Here is an 18,470-nt window from a genome sequence, read left to right as displayed (position 1 = left end):
GCCACGCGGTCCAGGCCCGGCTCCGGTTATCCACATAACCGGCGCCGGGCCTGTGCGTTTAACGGGCAGGCGCGGCAGGATGGACGGATGGCCACACCGTCACCACCGCAATACCCCGAGCTGTACTCGCCGGGGCGTCCGTTCGCCTGGCCCGAGCTTCAATCGCTGGCCGCAGACGGTATTCTGACGCAGTTCCACCAGCACGGCTTCACGCTTCCGGAAGCACCCGCTTCACCCCAACTGCGGGCCAGGGCAGCAGCCAATGCAGTTCCCGCGGCCGTGAGGCAGCGGGTGGTGGCCGGGCGGATGACGGCGGCCTGGATCTACGGCTGCGCGGCGGAGCCGGACAAACTGGCGCTGCTGGTGGATGCGAAACGGCGGATTTCAGGCCTTCGGAACACCCGGGGCTGCACTCTCCACGAGGTCAGGCTCGGCCCGTTTGACGTCGTCAGCATGGGCGGACTCATGGTGTCCAGCCCGCTCCGCACCGCAGTGGACATTGCCCTGCATGTAGAGGCCCACCGCGCCTTGCCTGCCCTGACCGGTCTGCTGGCGCGGCCGGAGAAGGACGTCCGCCTCCGCCTGCTGGTTTTGGCCATCGAGGCCACCCCCCGGGTCCCGCACAAGAGGGCGGCCCTGGAGAAGCTCGCCCTGTTAGCTCCGGCGCTTATTGCCGGTGGTCCGGTAGACGTCGAAGACGCCATCGATCCGCCGGACGGCACTGAGGACGTGGTTGAGGTACTTGGGGTCCCCCATCTCAAAGGCGAACCTTGAGATGGCCACGCGGTCGCTGGAGGTGTTCACACTGGCGGCGAGGATGTTGACGTGGTTCTCTGAGAGCACGCGCGTGACGTCCGAGAGCAGGGACTTCCGGTCCAGGGCCTCCACCTGGATCTCCACCAGGAAGACACTGGACTGGGTGGGTGCCCAGTCGACGTCCACAATCCTGTCCGGCTGGTCTTTCAGGTCCGAGATGTTGGTGCAGTCTGTCCGGTGCACGGAAACGCCGGAGCCGCGCGTGACGAACCCCAGGATCGGGTCCGGCGGAACAGGCGTACAACAGCGGGCCAGCTTCACCCAGACGTCGCCGACGCCACGCACCACCACGCCGGAATCGGAGAACTTGGTCTTCGCCACATGGGTGGGAATGCTGACTTCACTGACGTCTTCGTCGGTGCTCTCGCTGCCGCCGAGGCTTTCGACGAGCTTCTCCATGACGGACTGGGCTGACGTGTGGCCGTCACCCACACCGGCGTAAAGCCCGGAGATATCGACGTACTTGAACTCGGCGGCCACCGCGGCGAGTGCCTCATGGGTCATCAGCCGCTGCAGGGGCAGGTTCTGCTTCCGCATGGCGCGGGTCAGCAGCTCTTTGCCACGGTCAATCGCTTCCTCGCGCCGTTCCTTGCTGAACCATTGACGGATCTTGTTCCGCGCGCGGGCGCTCTTGACGAAATGCTGCCAGTCCTGGCTTGGACCCGCACCTTCGGCCTTGGAGGTGAAGATCTCCACCCAGTCGCCGTGGTTGAGCTCGCTGTTGAGCGGAACCAGCTTGCCGTTGACCCGGGCTCCGATAGTCCGGTGCCCTACCTCGGTGTGCACGGCGTAGGCAAAATCCACCGGAGTTGATCCGGCCGGCAGGGCCATGACTTCGCCCTTGGGTGTGAACACAAAAACTTCGCGGGCGTTGATCTCGAACCGCAGTGAATCAAGGAACTCTCCGGGATCGGAGGTTTCCTGCTGCCAGTCCACCAGGGACCTGAGCCAGCCCATGTCGCCGTCGCGCGGACTGCCCGGGCCGACAGCCGTGCGGTTGGGCTGGTCCTTGTACTTCCAGTGCGCGGCCACACCGTACTCGGCGCGGCGGTGCATTTCGTGCGTCCTGATCTGGATTTCCACGGGTTTGCCACCCGGGCCGATCACCGTGGTGTGGAGTGACTGGTACATATTGAACTTGGGCATGGCGATGTAGTCTTTGAACCGCCCCGGCAGGGGGTTCCACCGCGAATGCATGGTGCCCAGGGCCGCGTAACAGTCGCGGACAGAGTCCACGAGCACCCTTACGCCCATAAGGTCATTGATGTCGTCGAAGTCTTTGTCCCGGACCACCATCTTCTGGTAGATCGAGTAGTAATGCTTGGGCCTGCCCGTGATGGTGGCTTTGATCTTGGCGGTACGGAGGTCTTCGGTGATCTGGTCCCGGATGACGCTGAGGCTCTTCTCCCGCTCCGGAGTGCGGTCCCCCACCATCCGCACGATTTCCTCATAGACCTTCGGGTAGAGGGCTGCGAAGGACAGGTCCTCCAGCTCCCACTTGATGGTGTTCATACCCAGGCGGTGGGCCAGGGGTGCAAAGATCTCGAGGGTCTCGCGGGCTTTCCTCGCCGATGACTCCGCGGAAACGAACCGCCAGGTCCGTGCGTTGTGGAGCCTGTCCGCGAGTTTGATCATGAGGACACGGATGTCCTTGGCCATGGCCACGACCATCTTGCGGACGGTCTCGGACTGCGCGGCTTCACCGAAGCTGACTTTGTCCAGTTTGGTCACACCGTCCACCAGCATGGCGACCTCAGGACCGAAGTCCCGCTTCAGGTCCGCCAGGGTGTAGGAGGTGTCCTCGACGGTGTCGTGGAGCAGGGCGGCAGCGAGGGTGGTGCCGCTGAGGCCCAGTTCGGCGAGGATCGTGGCGACCGCCACCGGGTGGGTGATATACGGATCACCGCTCTTGCGCTTTTGCCCGCGGTGGCAACGCTCAGCCACCTCGAAGGCACGCTGGATGAGGTCGAAGTCTTCCTTGGGATTGTTCGCCCGCACAGTGCGGAGCAAAGGCTCAAGGATGGGTGAGTAGCTGGCGGCCGTGAATCCCGTCAGCCGGGCAAGCCGGGAGCGGGTGCGTTCCCGCCGCCCGGGAAACGTGGGACGTGCGCCGGAGTTGTCCACCGGTACTACCTGTCCGGGGCGTGCGGAAGCAGCAAGCCCGGTCTGTGGCCCGTGGCCTGGATTCTCATCCCCGCCTGCCGCTGGCACCGACGCCGAACGCTCTTCCAATGAAGCACCCCTCACACCTGTTTAATTACCTCAGTCTATTCCCCCGTCAGTTCACTTCTCTAACCGGCGGCTTAAAAGGCGAAGGGCCGGCCGGCGTCGGTATTCCGACGCCGGCCAGCCCGGTAAATACGGGGGTCAGGCCCCTGCCGGGGCAGCCGAAACGTCCGTGCGGGCAGTGCCCTCGGCGCGCCGGTGCTCGACCCGTTTTGCCTGCTTCACAAGGTCAGGTTCGTTCTGCCGCAGCCACGCATACATCGGCGCCGCTACAAAGATGGTGGCAGCCGTTCCGATCAGGATTCCCACAAACAGTGCCAGGGAGAGATCCCGGAGGGTTCCCGCACCAAGCAGGCCAGCACCGATGAACAGGATGGCACCCACCGGAAGAATGGCAACCATCATGGTGTTGATGGAGCGCACCAGTGTTTGGTTCACAGCGAGGTTCACTTCCTCGGCGAAGGTGCGCCGGGTCGACGCCGACAGGTCCACCGTGTTTTCACGGATCTTGTCGAACACCACCACCGTGTCGTACAGCGAATAGCTGAGCACGGTCAGGAACCCGATGATGGCCGATGGAGTGACCTCAAAGTCGCTGAGCGCGTACACGCCGGCGGTAATGAACATCGTGACGAGCATGCCTGCAATGGCCGACAGCGACATCTTCCAGGTCCGGAAGTAGAGCGCCATGAGGACCGCCGCGAGGAGGACGAAAACCACCAGGCCGATCAGGGCCTGCTTGGTAACGTCAGCGCCCCAGGTCGGTCCTACGAACGTGGATGTCACTTCGTTGTCCGTAACGCCGTAGGCCGAGGTCAGACCCGCCTTGATCTTAAGTGTCTCGTCATCGGTGAGTTTGTCGGTCTGGATCCGCATGGTGCTGCCGGCCACGTTGGCCACGCGGGGAATGGCACCAGGCACTACATCCTGGACCGCCTTCTCCCCTGCGTTGGCATCGGTGGTCTTGACGTTGGAAACCGTGAACTCGGAACCGCCGCGGAATTCGATACCAAGGTTGAATCCGCCCTTGGCTACCGGGATGAGGATGGACAGGGCCACCGCTACCGCCGCGATAATGAACCAGATTTTCTTGGCTCCCACAAAGTTGTAGGAGCGCTTGCCGGTGTAGAGCTCGTTGCCGAAAGTGGCGAAGCTGCTGGACATTACTTGTTCTCCTTGGCTGCGCCCTTGGAGGAGCCCGTAAGCTGCTCCTGCTTTTCGGCGAGGCGGCGCTCGGCGATGGTCATCCGGCGTTCGGCCTCAGCCGCTGCGCCGGTGTTCTTGGCCCGAACCACTGCGGGCTTGGCCTCGGGTGTCCGGAGGCGCCCTGCACCGCGGTAAAGCGGGACGACGCCGAGGCGCTTGGGGTCAAGGCCGGAGAAGGGGTGGCCTTCGCCGAAGAACTTGGTCCGCGCCAGCAACTGCAGTGTCGGGTGGGTGAACATGAAGACGACGATGAGGTCGGCGATGGCGGTCAGGCCCAGGGTGAAGGCGAAGCCGCGGACGTTGCCCACGGCCACAAAGTAGAGCACCAAGGCGGCCAGCAGGTTCACGGCCTTGGAGGCCAGGACGGTGCGCTTGGCGCGCTTCCAGCCGTTTTCGACGGCGGAGACCAAACCCCGGCCCTCACGCAGTTCGTCGCGGATGCGTTCGAAGTAGACAATGAACGAGTCCGCGGTCTGGCCGATTGCCACGATGATGCCTGCAACGCCAGCCAGTGAGAGCCGGTAGTTTTCGGTCCACCCAAGGATGGCAATGGCGAGATACGTCAGTGCACCTGCCACCACCAGCGATGCGATGGTCACCAGGCCCAGGGCGCGGTATTGGAAGAGTGAATACACCACCACCAGCAGAAGGCCGATGACACCGGCCAGGAGGCCCATCCGCAGCTGCTCGCCACCCAGGGTGGCCGAGATCTGCTGTTCGCTCTGGATCTCGAAGCTGATGGGAAGTGCGCCGAACCGCAGCTGGTCGGACAGCGCCTTGGCCGTCTGCTCAGTGAAGTTACCGGTGATCTGGGGCCGGCCATCGGTGATGACTGCCAGTGACCGCGGAGCGGAGATGACCTGATCGTCCAGGACAATGGCGAACTGCGCCTTGGGATCGGTTCCGGCCTCGCCGCCTGCGGCCACGTAGAACTCATTCAGGCGCTGGGTGACGTCCTTGAACTTGGCGGTTCCTTCGTCGTCGAACTGGATGTTGACCGCCCACTGGTTCGTGACGGCGCCCTGGGAACCCTGCTGCAGCTGAAAGGAAGACGTGACGATGTTGCTGCCCTTGACCTCAACGGGACCAAGGACGTACTTCAGCGCCGGAGCGGTGGAGGTGGCAGGCTCGCATGTGACCAGCGGCTTGGCGGGGTCTGAACGTTCCTGCTTGTCCTGGGACGGGTTGTCACAGTCAAGGGTCTCGAACTGGCGGTAGAGCTCAGGCGTAATCCAGTTGGTGTCGCTGCTGTTGGCCGGTTCCGCGGTGGGCTTCGGCAGCTGGTCCTCAGGAGTGAGTGACTCAGCCGGAACGGCCGCACCCGCGCCGTTCAGGATGACGGGGCGGAAGTTCATGTCGGCGGAGGCCTGGATCAGGGCCCGTGTCTGGGTGGACGGAGTACCGGGAAGGCTGACCACAACGTTGCGGCCGGACTGTGTGCTGATTTCCGCTTCCGCAACACCGGAGCCGTCCACGCGCTGACGGATGATGGCCACGGCCTGGTTGAGCTGCTCTTCGTTGATGTCCGAACCGCCCTCGACCTTGGGCGCCAGGATCATCTGGGTGCCGCCTTCAAGGTCCAGTGCCAGCTTGGGCGCCCAGCTTGCCTGTCCGGCAACGGTGCCGCCGGCCAGGACGGCGGTCAGCACGGCGAGGATTACGCCGAGCCACACCAGGACCCGCAGGCCTGGTTTCTTAGGGCCAGTTCGTGCCATTGAAAGATCTTTCTCTTATGTACGGAAGAACCACCGCAGGGAGCTGATGCTCCCCCGGCGGCAATCCCCAAGCCGTAGACGTATTGCTAGCGCGTGCCGTACGGCGCGGACTAGATGTCCTTTTTGCCCTCGTCGTTGAGGCGCTTGAGGGTCTCGTCCGGTGTCTCTGCCGTAGCCGACGGAGTAGCTGTTGCCGCCGGGGTAGCTGTAGCCGACGGAGCGGCCGTGGCCGCGGGAGTGCCGGCATCATGGGCGGTCAGCGAGGAAGCATCATCCGGAACAACGGTGGGCTCGTCCTCGGCAACGACGGCAGGCTCCACGATCTTGGTGACGGCCTGGCGGTGAACGGTGGCCAGGTTCCCGGGAGAGAGTTCCAGGACCACCTTGTTTTCGGCGTCATCCATGGAGACGATCCGGCCGAAGAGTCCAAAGGTGGTCATGACCTCAACGCCGGGAGCGAACTGGGACTGCAGCTGTGCCTGCTGCTCCTTGGTCTTCTTGTTCCGGCGGAACATCATGAAGATAAAGACTCCGAGCATTGCGAACAAGACGATGTTCATTGGATCCACAGGGAAGATTCCGTTCTGTACTGGCGTATCGGGTGTTTGGCTGCGTCCGCTTTGTTCCACCTTGGAAGAAAATCGTGCCTGGCAGGCATCGGCTGGTCAGAGCCGCCGGCGGGAACAAAGACCCGAACGTGCCGGGTGTCATACCCAGTCTAAAGGGAAAAGCTGAAAGGACAGGCCTATTCGCTGTTCGGCGCCCATGCGGCGGCGGGCCCGCTGCTTTCCGGGTCCGCTTCGAACAGATCAAGCGGCTCCTGGGCAAAAACCCCGGCCGGGACGGCATAACCCAAATGCGTCCAGGCGGGGGCCATTGCGATGCGGCCCCGCGGCGTCCTGCCCAGGAGGCCCTCGCGTACGAGGAACGGTTCGGCCACAGTCTCCACTGTTTCGGTCTCCTCCCCCACCGCAATGGCCAGGGTTGAGAGTCCCACGGGTCCGCCGCCGAACTTGGTGATCAGCGCTTCGAGCACTGCCCGGTCCAGCCGGTCCAGGCCACGCTTGTCCACTTCATACATATCCAGGGCCGCGGAAGCCGTGCGGGCGTCAATCTGTTCGATCCCATGCACCAGGGCCCAGTCACGGACACGCCGGAGGAGCCGGTTGGCGATACGGGGCGTACCGCGCGAACGGCCGGCGATTTCGCTGAAGCCCGCAGAGTTCACTTTGAGGTCCAGCAGCCCGGCGGACCGGCGAAGAACGAGCTCAAGCTCGGCAACGCTGTAGAACTCCAGATGCCCCGTGAACCCGAACCTGTCCCGCAACGGCCCCGGCAGCAGCCCGGCACGGGTGGTGGCACCCACCAAGGTGAAAGGCGGGAGCTCCAGCGGGATGGCGGTGGCACCGGCCCCCTTGCCCACCACAATGTCCACCCGGAAGTCTTCCATGGCCATGTAGAGCATTTCCTCGGCAGGGCGTGACATCCGGTGGATTTCGTCGAGGAACAGGACCTCGCCCTCCGACAGTGAGGACAGGATGGCGGCGAGGTCGCCGGCATGCTGGATGGCAGGGCCGCTGCTGATCCGCAAAGGGGCGTTCATTTCCGACGCCACAATCATGGCCAGGGTGGTCTTGCCCAGGCCGGGCGGACCCGAGAAGAGCACGTGGTCAGCGCTGCGGCCGCGCATCCGCGATGCCTGAAGGACCAGCGAAAGCTGCTTCCGGACCCGGTGCTGGCCTACAAAATCGTCAAGGTTCTTGGGCCGGAGGGCGGCTTCAATGGCGCGGTCTTCGGGTTCCTCCACCGCCGCAACGACGGACGGCTCAGCCACGGCTGCCTACCCGGTTCCCGGCCCGCGCGCCGTCCTGGCCCAGCCAGCGGAGGGTTGTCCGCAGGATTTCAGCGACGTTGCCGCGGAAGGAAACCTCAGGATCGTCCGCCAGGGCTTTGTCGATACTGGCGGTTGCATCCTTCTCGGACCAGCCAAGGCTGGTCATGGCCGCCACTACCTGCGGCTTCCAGGCAGCCTCGGCCGGGGTGGCCGGAGTGGCAGCGCCGGCGGTGCCGTGCGGCACCAGCTTGCCGGCAAGTTCCAGCACAATCCTGGCGCCCACCTTGGGTCCTATGCCGGGAACTTTGGTGAACGTCTTGCTGTCACCGGTGTGCGCGGCCACCCTGATGGCCTCCGGCTCGTGGACGGCCAGCACCGCGAGGGCAAGGCGGGGACCTACGCCGCTCACACTGAGCAGGACATCGAAGACTTCACGTTCGTCGTCGGACGAGAAGCCAAACAGGGTGAGGGAATCCTCGCGGACGATCAGCGACGTGAAGAGTTTGCCCTCCTCGCCGGTGCGGAGTTTGCTCAGGGTCTGGGGGGTGGCGTTGACGCTCATGCCGGCGCCGTTGAGGTCGATGACTGCGGTGGAAAGACCTACGTGGGCTACGGTTCCGCGAAGGAAACTGATCAAGGCCGGGCTCCTGTATAAACTGCCGGCACAGCCGACTATCCGAACATATCTACGAATACCCTAGCAAGGGGGCGCGGAATTCACCGCGAGCGGCGCGCTTTGGCCTCGGCGTCAGCCCACGCCCGCTGGGCAGGCGTGAGCGAAAGGCTGCCGGGACCCGTCGTGGCAACGGACGCCCCACTGCCGGCACGCCAGGCGTGGGTAATGGCCAGGGCCAGGGCATCCGCAGCATCTGCGGGGCGCGGCGGGGCATCCAGCCTGAGGATCTTGGTGACCAGCTTGGTCACGGCGTCCTTGTTCGAGGTGCCGCTGCCGGTGACAGCGGCCTTAACCTCCGACGGCGTGTGCAGCGCCACCGGGATTCCGCGCCGGGCAGCCGCCGCGATCACCACTCCGGACGCCTGCGCCACGCCCATGACGGTGCTGACATTCAGTTGCGAGAAGACGCGCTCGACGGCGAGGACGTGGGGCTCGTGGCGGTCCAGCCACTCGTCGATGGCCAGGGCGATCACCAGCAGCCGCTGGTCCAGGGAGTCCTCCGGGGAGGTTCCCACTACCCCGAACGCCACCATCGTGGCCCGCCGGTTCCGTTCGACGTCGACCACTCCGATGCCGCAGCGGGTAAGTCCCGGGTCAACCCCGAGTACGCGCAGCGTCACCGGCAGTCAACAGCCCTAAGCCGCAAAGCGGAAGGTCATTCGGATTCTTCCAGGGCGGCCTGGACTTCATCACTGAGGTCTGCGTTGCTGTAGACGTTCTGGACGTCGTCGAGCTCTTCGAGTGCGTCCACGAGCTTCATGAACTTCCTGGCTGCTTCAAGGTCGAGCGGAACCTGCATCGACGGAACGAATTCGGCTTCGTCAGTGTCGTACTCGATCCCGGCTTCTTTGAGTGCATCGCGGACGGCCTGGAGGTCCGTGGGCTCCGAGTGGATTTCGAAGGTGTCGCCGTTGTCCTTGACTTCTTCGGCACCGGCATCCAGGACGGCCATCAGGACGTCGTCCTCGGTCAGGTCCTTCTTGGGCAGGGACACCACGCCCTTGCGGCTGAACAAATAGCTCACGGAACCGGGATCGGCGATGGTGCCGCCGTTGCGGGAAATGGCGAGGCGGACTTCGGAGGCCGCACGGTTTTTGTTATCCGTCAGGCACTCGATCAGCAGCGCGGAACCCTGCGGGCCGCGGCATTCGTACATGATCTCGGTGTAGTCAACCACTTCACCGGTCAGGCCGGCACCGCGCTTGATGGCGCGGTCGATGTTGTCTGCCGGGACGGAGGTCTTCTTGGCCTTGGTCACTGCCAGTTCCAGGCCGGGGTTGCCCTGGAGGTCCGGGCCGCCCATCCGTGCGGCGACTTCGATGTTCTTGATCAGCTTGGCGAACGACTTGGCGCGGCGGCTATCGAGGATGGCCTTTTTGTGCTTGGTCGTTGCCCATTTGGAGTGGCCTGACATGCTTTACGCTTCTCCTCTGATCATGCGGATAAAAAGTTCATGTACGCGTTTCTCCCCAGTCACTTCCGGGTGGAAGGAGGTGGCCAGCAGGTGGCCCGAACGCACTGCAACAATTCTAGCCGTCCCCGGCAGGCTTGCCGCGTGGGACGCGTGGACTGGATCCGCCGGTTCCACCTGGGCCAGGATCTCGACGTCGGGGCCCACCCGCTCCACCCAGGGGCCCCGGATGAACACGGCATGGACGGGGGCCACGCCGGAAGCGGTTGCGCTGAAGTCGAGGCCTTTGAAGTCCAGGTCCGTTTCGAAGGATTCGCGTTGCCGTCCGAACGCGTTGCGCCGCACCGTGATGTCCAGGCCGCCGAAGGTCTGCTGCGGTTTGCCGGAGAGGTCCGTGGCCGGGTCAGCGATCTGGTCTGCGAGGAGGATCATTCCGGCGCAGGAGCCATAGGTGGGGAGGCCACCGCGGATGCTCTCGGTCAGCGGTTTCGCAAGGTCAAAGGCGCGGGCCAGCTTGTCGATGGCAGTGGACTCGCCGCCCGGAATGATCAGTCCGTCGAGGCCGGCCAGTTCCGCGGGCCTGCGTATTCCGACGCCGGCGGCTCCGGCTGCTTCCACGGCCCGGAGGTGCTCGCGGAAGTCGCCCTGGAGCGCCAGGACGCCGATCCGCAGGCCTGCGCCCACGCGTGCGGAAGCGGCGGAGAGGGGGTTTGTCATCCATTCAGCATAATGGCCGGACAGCCCGCGCCTGGCCGTGGACTGCCATCCCCGTCAGGGTTCCATGCCGTTGCTGGGATATATTACAGAGCATGCTTTACATCAGTGTTCCGCTCGGCAAGCTGGTCCGCCGGGTGTCCCGGCTCAGGGGTGGCGGGTCCGCCCTGCCTGGTCTGGTGGTGGAAAAAATCGATCCCGGCTTCATGAAGCGGACACTCTCCACCCTCCCCCACGGTGTTGCCGTGGTCAGCGGAACCAACGGAAAAACCACTACCACCAAGATGGTGGTTGAGCTCCTGGAGAGCCAGGGCCTGAAGGTTTTCACCAACCGCACCGGCAGCAATTTCACCCGTGGCGTGGCAGCTGCACTGCTGGGCGAGGTGGACTGGCGCGGCCGCCTGCAGGCAGACGTTGCCGTCCTGGAGCTCGACGAAGCCCATGCCGTGCACTTCGTCAACAGTGTCCCGCCCCGGTACTGCCTCCTGCTCAACGTCCTGCGGGACCAGCTGGACCGTTTCGGCGAGATCGACAAGACGGCCCAGCTCCTCCAGCATGTTGCCGGCAAGACCATCGGGACGGTGGTGCTGAACCGGGAAGACCCACGGGTGGCACGCATTGCGGAGACCCTGACCGGGCAGCAGGTCCAGTACTTCGGACTCGACGATTCCCTGTTAAGCACGTTCCCCAACGACGACGATATGCGGGCAGCGCCGGGGAGTCCCCTCCCCGCAGCCCTCCCGAAAAAGCCGCACGCCGACGTCGTACTCCGCAAGGTAGGGCCGGACACCGCTGATTTTGAGTACGACGGCGTTACGGTCACCACCGCGATGAAGCTCCGCGGGGTCTACAACATCTTTAATGCCGCTGCCGCCCTTGCCCTCGCCCGCAGCATCTGCGGTTCCGGTGCCGCGACTGCCGACCACAGCACCCTGCTCACGGCACTGTCGCAGGTTGAACCCGCCTTCGGCCGGGGCGAGAGCCTGGTGGTGGACGGCCAGCCCCTGGACCTGGTGCTGGTCAAGAACCCCAGCGGCTTCCGGCTGGGACTCAAGTCCTTTGCCGCCGGCGGCTACGCCACCATGATCGCCATCAATGACAACTACGCTGACGGCCGGGACATGTCCTGGCTGTGGGATGTGGAATTTGATTCGCTCCGCGACGGCGGCGTGGACCAGCTGACAGGGTCGCGCGCATATGACATGGCGCTGCGGCTGCAGTACGACAACGTGGCAATCGGCGCCGTCGAACCGGACATAGCCCCCGCCCTGGCCGCCTTCATCCGCGAGGCCAAAGGCAAGCCGAAGCGGGTTTTCTGCACGTACACAGCCATGCTGGCCATCCGCCGCGAGCTGTCCAAAATCACCACAGTCGAGGTGGTCTCATGACCGAGGAATCACCGGTCTCCCGGACCGGCAAGGGCAACAGCAAGGGCACCATCCGGATCCTGCAGCTCTATCCGCGGGACATGAACATCTACGGCGACTGGGGCAACGCCCTGGTGCTGAAGCGGCGCGTCCAGTGGCACGGCTACACGCCTGAACTGCTGGAGTACAACCCGGGCGACGACTTCCCGGCGGACGTTGACATTATCGTCGGCGGCGGCGGCCAGGACAGCGGCCAGCTGATCATCCAGGAGGATCTTCAGCTCCGGGCCGGCACCCTGACGGAACTGGCTGAGGATGGCGCTCCCATGCTGGTCATCTGCGGCCTGTACCAGCTGTTCGGTCGCTTCTTCAAGACACGCCTCGGGACGGTCATTCCGGGCATCGGCATCCTCGATGTCGAGACCCAGGGCACTGACGAACGCCTGATCGGGAACGTCAAGGTTTCGACGCCGGAATTCGGCGAAGTGCTGGGGTACGAGAACCACAGCGGGCAGACGACGCTCGGAAGCGGTGTCCGGCCGCTGGGTACCGTGGCCAAGGGAACAGGCAACAACAGCAGGGACGGCCGGGAAGGGGCCCGCTACAAGAACGTGGTGGCCAGCTACCTGCACGGATCATTGCTGCCGAAGAACCCTGCCATCGCAGACTTCCTCATCAGGACTGCCGCGGAACGAAAGTTCGGAACCTTTGACCCTGGCACGCCGGACGACCGCTACGCCCTCCTGGCCCGCGAACACGCCGCCCGCCGCCCACGCTGAACCCGCTGCTCAGGGTTCCCTGGTGATCAGGAGCTCATGCGCTCCGGCCGCCGCGGCGCCCATCGATTCCACCACCGTGGCGGTCCGCGCACGCGTCGCGGCGTCAGCCTCGGGGGTGGCGCAAACACCCTGGGGAGCATCGGAGGCCACGGAGCACCAGCGGTACGGATCGCGGACGATCACCGAGGGTGCCCAGGCCAGGTCCGACGCCGCCCACTTGCCGGCGGCGTCCTGGCTGAACTGTGCCCTTACCAGCAGTCCTTCGTTGTTGACCACGTACCACGGTGACAGCTCGGTGACCCCGTTGCCCAGCCCGTACACGATCCAGGTGCCCTTGTAGTTTTCGATGGGCAGCACGGAGTGGGTGTGGTGGCCGTAGACCATGGTGAACTGGCCGCTGTCCACCAGTGCGTGGGCTACCTCCACCTGCTGGACGTTGGCTTCGCTCACGTACTCCTCCCCTGCGTGCATGGCGGCCAGTACGATGTCAGCTCCCAGCGCCCTTGCCTTCACGGCCTTGGCAATCATGGCGGGCGCGTCCAGCAGGTCCACCTGCCACCCGTATTCGGGCCACAGTCCGTTCAGGCCGTAGGTTCCGCTGATGATGGCTATCCTGGCGGCCTCCGTCTGAAGGATCAGGATGCCCTGCGACTCCAGTTCGGTCCGGTAGGAACCGGTGTGTTTGAGGCCGGCCGCATCCAGGGCATCAAGGGTGCGCAGGACACCGTCTGTGCTGCGGTCGATCGTGTGGTTGCTGGCGGTGGTGCAGGCATGGTAGCCGACCCCCTTGGCCGCCGTAATGATCTGCGGTGGAACGTTGAAGGACGGATAGGCGGAGAAGGGCCCCTCCGGCCCCGCCACCGGAGTCTCCTGGTGGCAGATGGCCAGGTCGCTGTGCTGGATGTACCGGCGCTGGCCTTCCAGCAGCGGCCCAAAGTCCAGCCCGGATTTCCCTGCCGCGGCGGCGTCATCATGGGCCTGCTGCCAGAGCTGGGCGTGGACCAGCATGTCACCGGTGACCAGCACGGAGGTGCAGCGCAGCGTGGGGCAGGCCGGACCCGCTCCCGGCGTCGGGGCGGGTGTTGGTGTGGGCACAACCGCCGGTGACGCGCCCGGCCGCCCCCCGGCGGACTCCCCGGCCGTCGCTCCGGAGGGTGTGCTCCCGTTCTGCTCGGCCACGAGGCCGCAGCCAGCGAGTACCGCCGCGAGCATCCCGGCGAGAGTGATTGCCGGCAGTGCAGCCCTGATCCGACGCGCAGCACCGCCTCCTTTGTTCCCCATACGCGCCATTGTAGGTTCGGTGACCGCGCCGGGCGCGGATCTCCGGGCGTTGAGAAGCCTGCGCCGGTATGAAAGGTTTGGCTGATGACGAATCCGCTCCTTAGCCCCAGCCCGCTGCCCTACGGGCTTCCGCCATTTGCCCAGCTCAGCCCCTCCCACTACGCCGAGGCCGTGGACGCGGGCCTGGCTGAACATCTGGCTGAAATCCAGGCCATCGTGGCCAGCGCGGCGCCGGCCAACTTCGCCAACACTGCCGTGGCCATGGAACGGGCAGGCCAACTGCTTCAGCGGGCCGCGGCGTCCTTTTTCACCTTGGTTTCGGCCGATGCGACCGACGAGATCCGCGATCTGGAAACCGAACTCTCGCCCAGGTTCGCCGCCCACCAGGACGATATCTTCCTCAACCGCGCCCTGTTCGACCGGTTTGCGGCGATAGATACTTCCGGTCTTGATCCCGAGTCCGTCCGGCTGGTGGAGGAGTACCTGAAGGAATTCCGCCAGTCCGGGATCCAGCTCGATCCGGCAGGCCAGGAACATTTGAAGGAAATCAACGCCGAACTCTCCAGGCTCGGCACGGAGTTTGGCCAGCGGGTCAAGGAGGGCATGAAGTCGGCGGCCCTGCTGCTGGACAGCGCGGAGGAACTGACGGGGCTGCCGGCGGATGACGTCGCCAGCGCCGCCGAGGCGGCCCGTGCCGCCGGCCACGACGGCAAATACCTTCTGACGCTGATCCAGCCGAGCAACCAGCCCGCCATGGCTGCCCTCGAAAACCGGGACGTCCGCCGTCGGCTGTTTGAGGCCTCCATCAGCCGTGGCAGCGACGGCGGCAGCCTGGATGTCCTGGATCTGGCACGGTCCATGGCCCGCCTGCGGGCCGAGAAGGCCGGGCTGCTGGGGTTCGCGAACTATGCGGAACTCGTGGTGGACCGGCAGACCGCCCCCGATTTCGGGGCTGTTCAGGCCATGCTCAACAGGTTGGCGCCGGCCGCGGTCCGCAATGCCGACGCCGAAGCTGCTGCCCTGGCCCACAGCGCAGGCCACCCTCTTGAAGCATGGGACTGGGCCTTTTACTCAGCCAAGGTCCGGCGCGAAAAATACGCTGTGGACGAGCAGTCCCTCCGGCCCTATTTCGAGCTGGACCGTGTCCTGCAGGATGGCGTCTTCTTCGCCGCCACTTCCCTGTACGGCATCACTTTCCACGAACGCCGGGACCTTGCCGGTTACCACTCCGATGTCCGTGTCTGGGAGGTCCGGGACCAGGACGGGAGCGGGTTGGGGCTGTTCCTTGGCGACTACTACACCCGGGAATCCAAACGCGGCGGGGCCTGGATGAACTCGCTGGTGGAACAGTCGGACCTGCTCGGCACCCTGCCTGTGGTGATCAACAACCTCAACATCTCCAAGCCTCCAGCGGGCGAGCCCACGCTTCTGACCCTGGACGAACTGCGCACCACCTTCCACGAGTTCGGGCACGCCCTGCACGGCCTGTTTTCGAAGGTGACCTACCCCCGGTTCGCGGGGACTGCAGTCCCCCGCGACTTCGTGGAGTACCCCTCGCAGGTCAACGAGATGTGGATCCTTTGGCCGGAGGTGCTGGCCAACTACGCACGGCACCACGTCACCGGCGAACCGCTGCCGCGGGAAGTTGTGGCCAGGCTGGATGACGCACGGCTCTGGGGCGAAGGCTTCGGGACCACCGAGTATCTCGGGGCAGCACTGCTGGACCTGGCCTGGCACACGCTGGACGTCGCGGCTGTCCCGGATGATGCCCTCGCCTTCGAGGCGAAGGCGCTGGCAGCCGCCGGAGTGGCGCATGCGCTCATCCCGCCCCGGTACCGCACCGGCTATTTCCAGCACATCTTCGCCGGGGACGGTTACGCAGCCGGCTACTACTCCTATATCTGGAGCGAGGTGCTGGACGCGGAAACCGTGGACTGGTTCACCGAACAGGGCGGCATGACACGTGCCAACGGACAGCGCTTCCGCCGGGAACTGCTCGCGCGCGGGAACAGCCGGGATCCGTTGGAATCCTTCCGCGCCCTCCGGGGACGCGACGCGAAGCTCGAGCCGCTGCTGAAACGCCGCGGCCTCGACTGAAGACCTCAACCAGCGAACGACGCCGGCCCGCCACCTGGAGAGGTGACGGGCCGGCGTCGTACTGCTTTTGCCGCTGTTACCAGCCGCGTTCGGCGAGGCGGTGGGGCTGCGGGATTTCGTCCACGTTGATGCCCACCATGGCTTCGCCCAGACCGCGGGAGGCCTTGGCGATGACGTCGGGGTCATCGAAGAACGTGGTGGCCTTCACGACGGCGGCGGCACGCTGGGCCGGGTTGCCGGACTTGAAGATGCCGGAGCCGACGAACACGCCGTCGGCGCCAAGCTGCATCATCATCGCGGCATCCGCCGGGGTGGCGATGCCGCCGGCGGTGAACAGCACCACGGGAAGCTTGCCGGTGGAGGCGATTTCCTTGACCAGTTCGTACGGGGCCTGCAGTTCCTTGGCGGCGACGTAGAGCTCGTCCTCGGGCAGGGCCGCGAGCTTGGCGATCTCGGCGCGGATCTTGCGCATGTGCCCGGTGGCGTTGGAGACGTCGCCGGTACCGGCTTCGCCCTTGGACCGGATCATCGCCGCACCCTCGTTGATGCGGCGCAGTGCCTCACCCAGGTTGGTGGCCCCACAGACGAAGGGAACGGTGAACTTCCACTTGTCGATGTGGTTGACGTAGTCGGCCGGGGTCAGGACCTCGGACTCGTCAATGTAGTCCACGCCGAGGGACTGCAGGATCTGCGCCTCGACGAAGTGGCCGATCCTGGCCTTGGCCATCACCGGTACGGAGACGGCGTCGATGATCTTGTCAATCATGTCCGGATCGGACATGCGGGACACGCCGCCCTGGGCACGGATATCGGCCGGAACGCGCTCCAGCGCCATGACTGCCACGGCACCGGCGTCTTCGGCGATGCGGGCCTGTTCGACGTTGACGACGTCCATGATGACGCCGCCCTTGAGCATCTCAGCCATGCCGCGCTTAACGCGGTTGCTGCCCGTGACGCTGTTCGCGGACGAACCGGCTTCGCTGCTTACATCAGGTGTAGACACAAAAACCCCTATGGGTAGATAGATGACCTTCGCCGGGCGTGGAGTGGCACGGGGGTGCCGAAATTCACACACACGGATTGCCGGATCCAGTGACCGGGCTGTCCTAATACTAGTCCCACCGCGGCCAGCGGGCTTAATCAGTGTTAATCAGTGGCGGTGGTCTCGGCCAGGGCCTGGCGACGGACAGAGACGATGCGCTGGATCACCGTGACCAGGCTCGCCAGGGCCAGCAGCCCGAGAGTCACCAGCAGGACAACAGAAGGCAACCCCAAGCCGGTGAACCCGGTTACCACGAGGACAGACACCAGGCGTTCGGCGCGTTCAGCGATGCCCACGTTGGCGGTGAAACCGAGGGACTCGGCTTTGGCCCTGGCGTAGGAAACCACCATGCCCAGGACGAGGCAAAGCGTGGCGGCGACGGCGACGGCGTAGTCTGCGCCGCCGGTGAAGAACCAGATGGCTACACCGGCGAAGAGCGCACCGTCGGCGATCCTGTCCAGGGTGGAGTCCAGGAAGTTTCCCCAGCGGCCGCCGGTATCCCGCATCCTGGCCATGATCCCGTCCAGCACATCGGAAAAGATGAACGCCGTAATGAACAGGGTTCCCCACCAGAGCTGGCCGAGGGGGTAAAAGACCAGGGCGCCAACCACCACACCGGCAGTCCCGATGACCGTCACAGCATCAGGGGAAATACCGATTTTCAGGAGCCAGCGGGCAAGCGGGGTGAACAGCGCGGTGAAAAAACCGCGCGCATGCCTATTCAGCATCCGTCTCCCCGGGCCACGCCTCGGCAACCTGCAGACGGACTTCGTCCAGGGTCTGCGTGATGGCCTTGGTCTGGGCAATGATGGGAAAAAAGTTGCCGTCGCCGCCCCACCGCGGAACGATGTGCTGGTGCAGGTGGGCTGCGATGCCTGCCCCGCCCACAACGCCCTGGTTCATGCCGAGGTTGAACCCGCCCGGGTTGGCCACCTTACGCAGGACGCGCATGGCCGTCTGGGTGATCTCCGCGAACTCCGCGGTTTCCTCCAGCGTCAGGTCGGTGTAGTCCGGGACGTGCCGGTACGGGCAGACCAGGAGGTGGCCGGGGTTGTACGGAAAGAGGTTGAGCACCACGTAGCAGGTCTTGCCCCGGTGGACGATCAGCGATTCTTCGTCGCTCCGCCCGGGGCCGATGCAGAACGGGCAGTCATTCTCGTTTTTGAACTGGTGCTGGCCGCCTTTGATGTAGGCCATGCGGTGGGGAGTCCACAGGCGCTGGAAAGCATCCGGCACGCCCGCGAGATCAAAATCATCGGTTACGCCGGCATCGCCCGGATATCCAGCGCCTGTGTTCTCTTGCACC

General features: G+C 64.9%; 17 protein-coding genes. 4 read left to right on the top strand and 13 right to left on the bottom strand.

Annotated features, from left to right (window positions below):
- Positions 1-87: 87 nt before the first annotated feature.
- Complete coding sequence (locus AC1MCA_RS19580) at positions 88-774, top strand: type IV toxin-antitoxin system AbiEi family antitoxin (RefSeq protein ID WP_479799992.1); 687 nt, start codon at positions 88-90, stop codon at positions 772-774.
- On the opposite strand, the gene AC1MCA_RS19575 is transcribed toward AC1MCA_RS19580, so the two are convergent.
- The 9 genes from AC1MCA_RS19575 to pdxT form a co-directional block, all read right to left on the bottom strand.
- On the bottom strand, positions 655-3,048 hold the full coding sequence (locus AC1MCA_RS19575) for a RelA/SpoT family protein (RefSeq protein WP_479799991.1): 2,394 nt from the start codon (positions 3,046-3,048) through the stop codon (positions 655-657). The genes AC1MCA_RS19580 and AC1MCA_RS19575 overlap by 120 nt on opposite strands.
- A 135-nt stretch (positions 3,049-3,183) precedes the next feature.
- The gene (gene secF / locus AC1MCA_RS19570) at positions 3,184-4,206 is read right to left on the bottom strand and encodes a protein translocase subunit SecF (RefSeq protein ID WP_479799990.1); all 1,023 of its coding nucleotides are present in this window, start codon (positions 4,204-4,206) and stop codon (positions 3,184-3,186) included.
- Complete coding sequence (gene secD, locus AC1MCA_RS19565; protein ID WP_479799989.1) at positions 4,206-5,963, bottom strand: protein translocase subunit SecD; 1,758 nt, start codon at positions 5,961-5,963, stop codon at positions 4,206-4,208. The genes secF and secD overlap by 1 nt, the downstream gene beginning before the upstream one ends.
- A 110-nt stretch (positions 5,964-6,073) precedes the next feature.
- On the bottom strand, positions 6,074-6,523 hold the full coding sequence (gene yajC / locus AC1MCA_RS19560) for a preprotein translocase subunit YajC (RefSeq protein ID WP_479799988.1): 450 nt from the start codon (positions 6,521-6,523) through the stop codon (positions 6,074-6,076).
- Positions 6,524-6,708: 185 nt separating this feature from the next.
- Positions 6,709-7,797, bottom strand: a complete 1,089-nt coding sequence (ruvB, locus tag AC1MCA_RS19555) for a Holliday junction branch migration DNA helicase RuvB (protein WP_479799987.1) — start codon at positions 7,795-7,797, stop codon at positions 6,709-6,711.
- Positions 7,790-8,434, bottom strand: a complete 645-nt coding sequence (ruvA, locus tag AC1MCA_RS19550; protein WP_479799985.1) for a Holliday junction branch migration protein RuvA — start codon at positions 8,432-8,434, stop codon at positions 7,790-7,792. The genes ruvB and ruvA overlap by 8 nt, the downstream gene beginning before the upstream one ends.
- Before the next feature lie 80 nt (positions 8,435-8,514).
- Positions 8,515-9,093 carry a crossover junction endodeoxyribonuclease RuvC gene (ruvC, locus tag AC1MCA_RS19545; protein ID WP_108597353.1) on the bottom strand — a complete coding sequence of 193 codons (579 nt, stop codon included), beginning with the start codon at positions 9,091-9,093 and terminating at the stop codon, positions 8,515-8,517.
- A gap of 35 nt (positions 9,094-9,128) precedes the next feature.
- The gene (locus AC1MCA_RS19540) at positions 9,129-9,887 is read right to left on the bottom strand and encodes a YebC/PmpR family DNA-binding transcriptional regulator (protein ID WP_108597352.1); all 759 of its coding nucleotides are present in this window, start codon (positions 9,885-9,887) and stop codon (positions 9,129-9,131) included.
- Between the two features lie 3 nt (positions 9,888-9,890).
- Positions 9,891-10,601, bottom strand: a complete 711-nt coding sequence (gene pdxT, locus AC1MCA_RS19535) for a pyridoxal 5'-phosphate synthase glutaminase subunit PdxT (RefSeq protein ID WP_479799984.1) — start codon at positions 10,599-10,601, stop codon at positions 9,891-9,893.
- Between the two features lie 92 nt (positions 10,602-10,693).
- Here pdxT and AC1MCA_RS19530 point away from each other — a divergent pair, with 92 nt between their 5' ends.
- Together AC1MCA_RS19530 and AC1MCA_RS19525 are read left to right on the top strand one after the other, a co-directional pair.
- Positions 10,694-11,986 carry a MurT ligase domain-containing protein gene (locus AC1MCA_RS19530; protein ID WP_479799982.1) on the top strand — a complete coding sequence of 431 codons (1,293 nt, stop codon included), beginning with the start codon at positions 10,694-10,696 and terminating at the stop codon, positions 11,984-11,986.
- Positions 11,983-12,744: a type 1 glutamine amidotransferase gene (locus tag AC1MCA_RS19525; RefSeq protein ID WP_479799979.1), complete on the top strand. Its 762-nt coding sequence runs from the start codon at positions 11,983-11,985 to the stop codon at positions 12,742-12,744. The genes AC1MCA_RS19530 and AC1MCA_RS19525 overlap by 4 nt, the downstream gene beginning before the upstream one ends.
- Positions 12,745-12,753: 9 nt before the next feature.
- Here the strand turns inward: AC1MCA_RS19525 and AC1MCA_RS19520 are convergent, their stop codons facing one another.
- Complete coding sequence (locus AC1MCA_RS19520; RefSeq protein WP_479799978.1) at positions 12,754-14,025, bottom strand: CapA family protein; 1,272 nt, start codon at positions 14,023-14,025, stop codon at positions 12,754-12,756.
- A gap of 84 nt (positions 14,026-14,109) precedes the next feature.
- Here AC1MCA_RS19520 and AC1MCA_RS19515 point away from each other — a divergent pair, with 84 nt between their 5' ends.
- Positions 14,110-16,122 carry a M3 family metallopeptidase gene (locus tag AC1MCA_RS19515; protein WP_479799977.1) on the top strand — a complete coding sequence of 671 codons (2,013 nt, stop codon included), beginning with the start codon at positions 14,110-14,112 and terminating at the stop codon, positions 16,120-16,122.
- Positions 16,123-16,198: 76 nt separating this feature from the next.
- On the opposite strand, the gene pdxS is transcribed toward AC1MCA_RS19515, so the two are convergent.
- The 3 genes from pdxS to AC1MCA_RS19500 all read right to left on the bottom strand — a co-directional run bounded on the left by pdxS (position 16,199) and on the right by AC1MCA_RS19500 (position 18,469).
- A complete protein-coding gene (gene pdxS, locus AC1MCA_RS19510; protein WP_479799976.1) occupies positions 16,199-17,125 on the bottom strand; it encodes a pyridoxal 5'-phosphate synthase lyase subunit PdxS in 927 nt (308 codons plus the stop codon).
- 143 nt (positions 17,126-17,268) lie between these two features.
- The gene (gene pgsA, locus AC1MCA_RS19505; protein WP_108599288.1) at positions 17,269-17,892 is read right to left on the bottom strand and encodes a phosphatidylinositol phosphate synthase; all 624 of its coding nucleotides are present in this window, start codon (positions 17,890-17,892) and stop codon (positions 17,269-17,271) included.
- The gene (locus AC1MCA_RS19500; RefSeq protein WP_108599285.1) at positions 17,882-18,469 is read right to left on the bottom strand and encodes an HIT family protein; all 588 of its coding nucleotides are present in this window, start codon (positions 18,467-18,469) and stop codon (positions 17,882-17,884) included. Before AC1MCA_RS19500 ends, pgsA begins: the two co-directional genes overlap by 11 nt.
- Position 18,470 lies beyond the last annotated feature (1 nt).

It is taken from the genome of Arthrobacter sp. BK1 (genome assembly GCF_056680055.1).
The sequence above is the reverse complement of the archived record's forward strand: the minus strand, read 5'-3'. Positions and strand labels throughout refer to the sequence as shown.

Bases quoted from the DNA above. Each gene is read 5' to 3' on its own strand.
- AC1MCA_RS19580 (WP_479799992.1), top strand. From the start codon at position 88: ATGGCCACACCGTCACCACCGCAATACCCCGAGCTGTACTCGCCGGGG.
- secF (WP_479799990.1), bottom strand. From the start codon at position 4,206: ATGTCCAGCAGCTTCGCCACTTTCGGCAACGAGCTCTACACCGGCAAG.
- secD (WP_479799989.1), bottom strand. From the start codon at position 5,963: ATGGCACGAACTGGCCCTAAGAAACCAGGCCTGCGGGTCCTGGTGTGG.
- yajC (WP_479799988.1), bottom strand. From the start codon at position 6,523: ATGAACATCGTCTTGTTCGCAATGCTCGGAGTCTTTATCTTCATGATG.
- AC1MCA_RS19540 (WP_108597352.1), bottom strand. From the start codon at position 9,887: ATGTCAGGCCACTCCAAATGGGCAACGACCAAGCACAAAAAGGCCATC.
- pdxT (WP_479799984.1), bottom strand. From the start codon at position 10,601: ATGACAAACCCCCTCTCCGCCGCTTCCGCACGCGTGGGCGCAGGCCTG.
- AC1MCA_RS19530 (WP_479799982.1), top strand. From the start codon at position 10,694: ATGCTTTACATCAGTGTTCCGCTCGGCAAGCTGGTCCGCCGGGTGTCC.
- AC1MCA_RS19525 (WP_479799979.1), top strand. From the start codon at position 11,983: ATGACCGAGGAATCACCGGTCTCCCGGACCGGCAAGGGCAACAGCAAG.
- AC1MCA_RS19520 (WP_479799978.1), bottom strand. From the start codon at position 14,025: ATGGGGAACAAAGGAGGCGGTGCTGCGCGTCGGATCAGGGCTGCACTG.
- AC1MCA_RS19515 (WP_479799977.1), top strand. From the start codon at position 14,110: ATGACGAATCCGCTCCTTAGCCCCAGCCCGCTGCCCTACGGGCTTCCG.
- pgsA (WP_108599288.1), bottom strand. From the start codon at position 17,892: ATGCTGAATAGGCATGCGCGCGGTTTTTTCACCGCGCTGTTCACCCCG.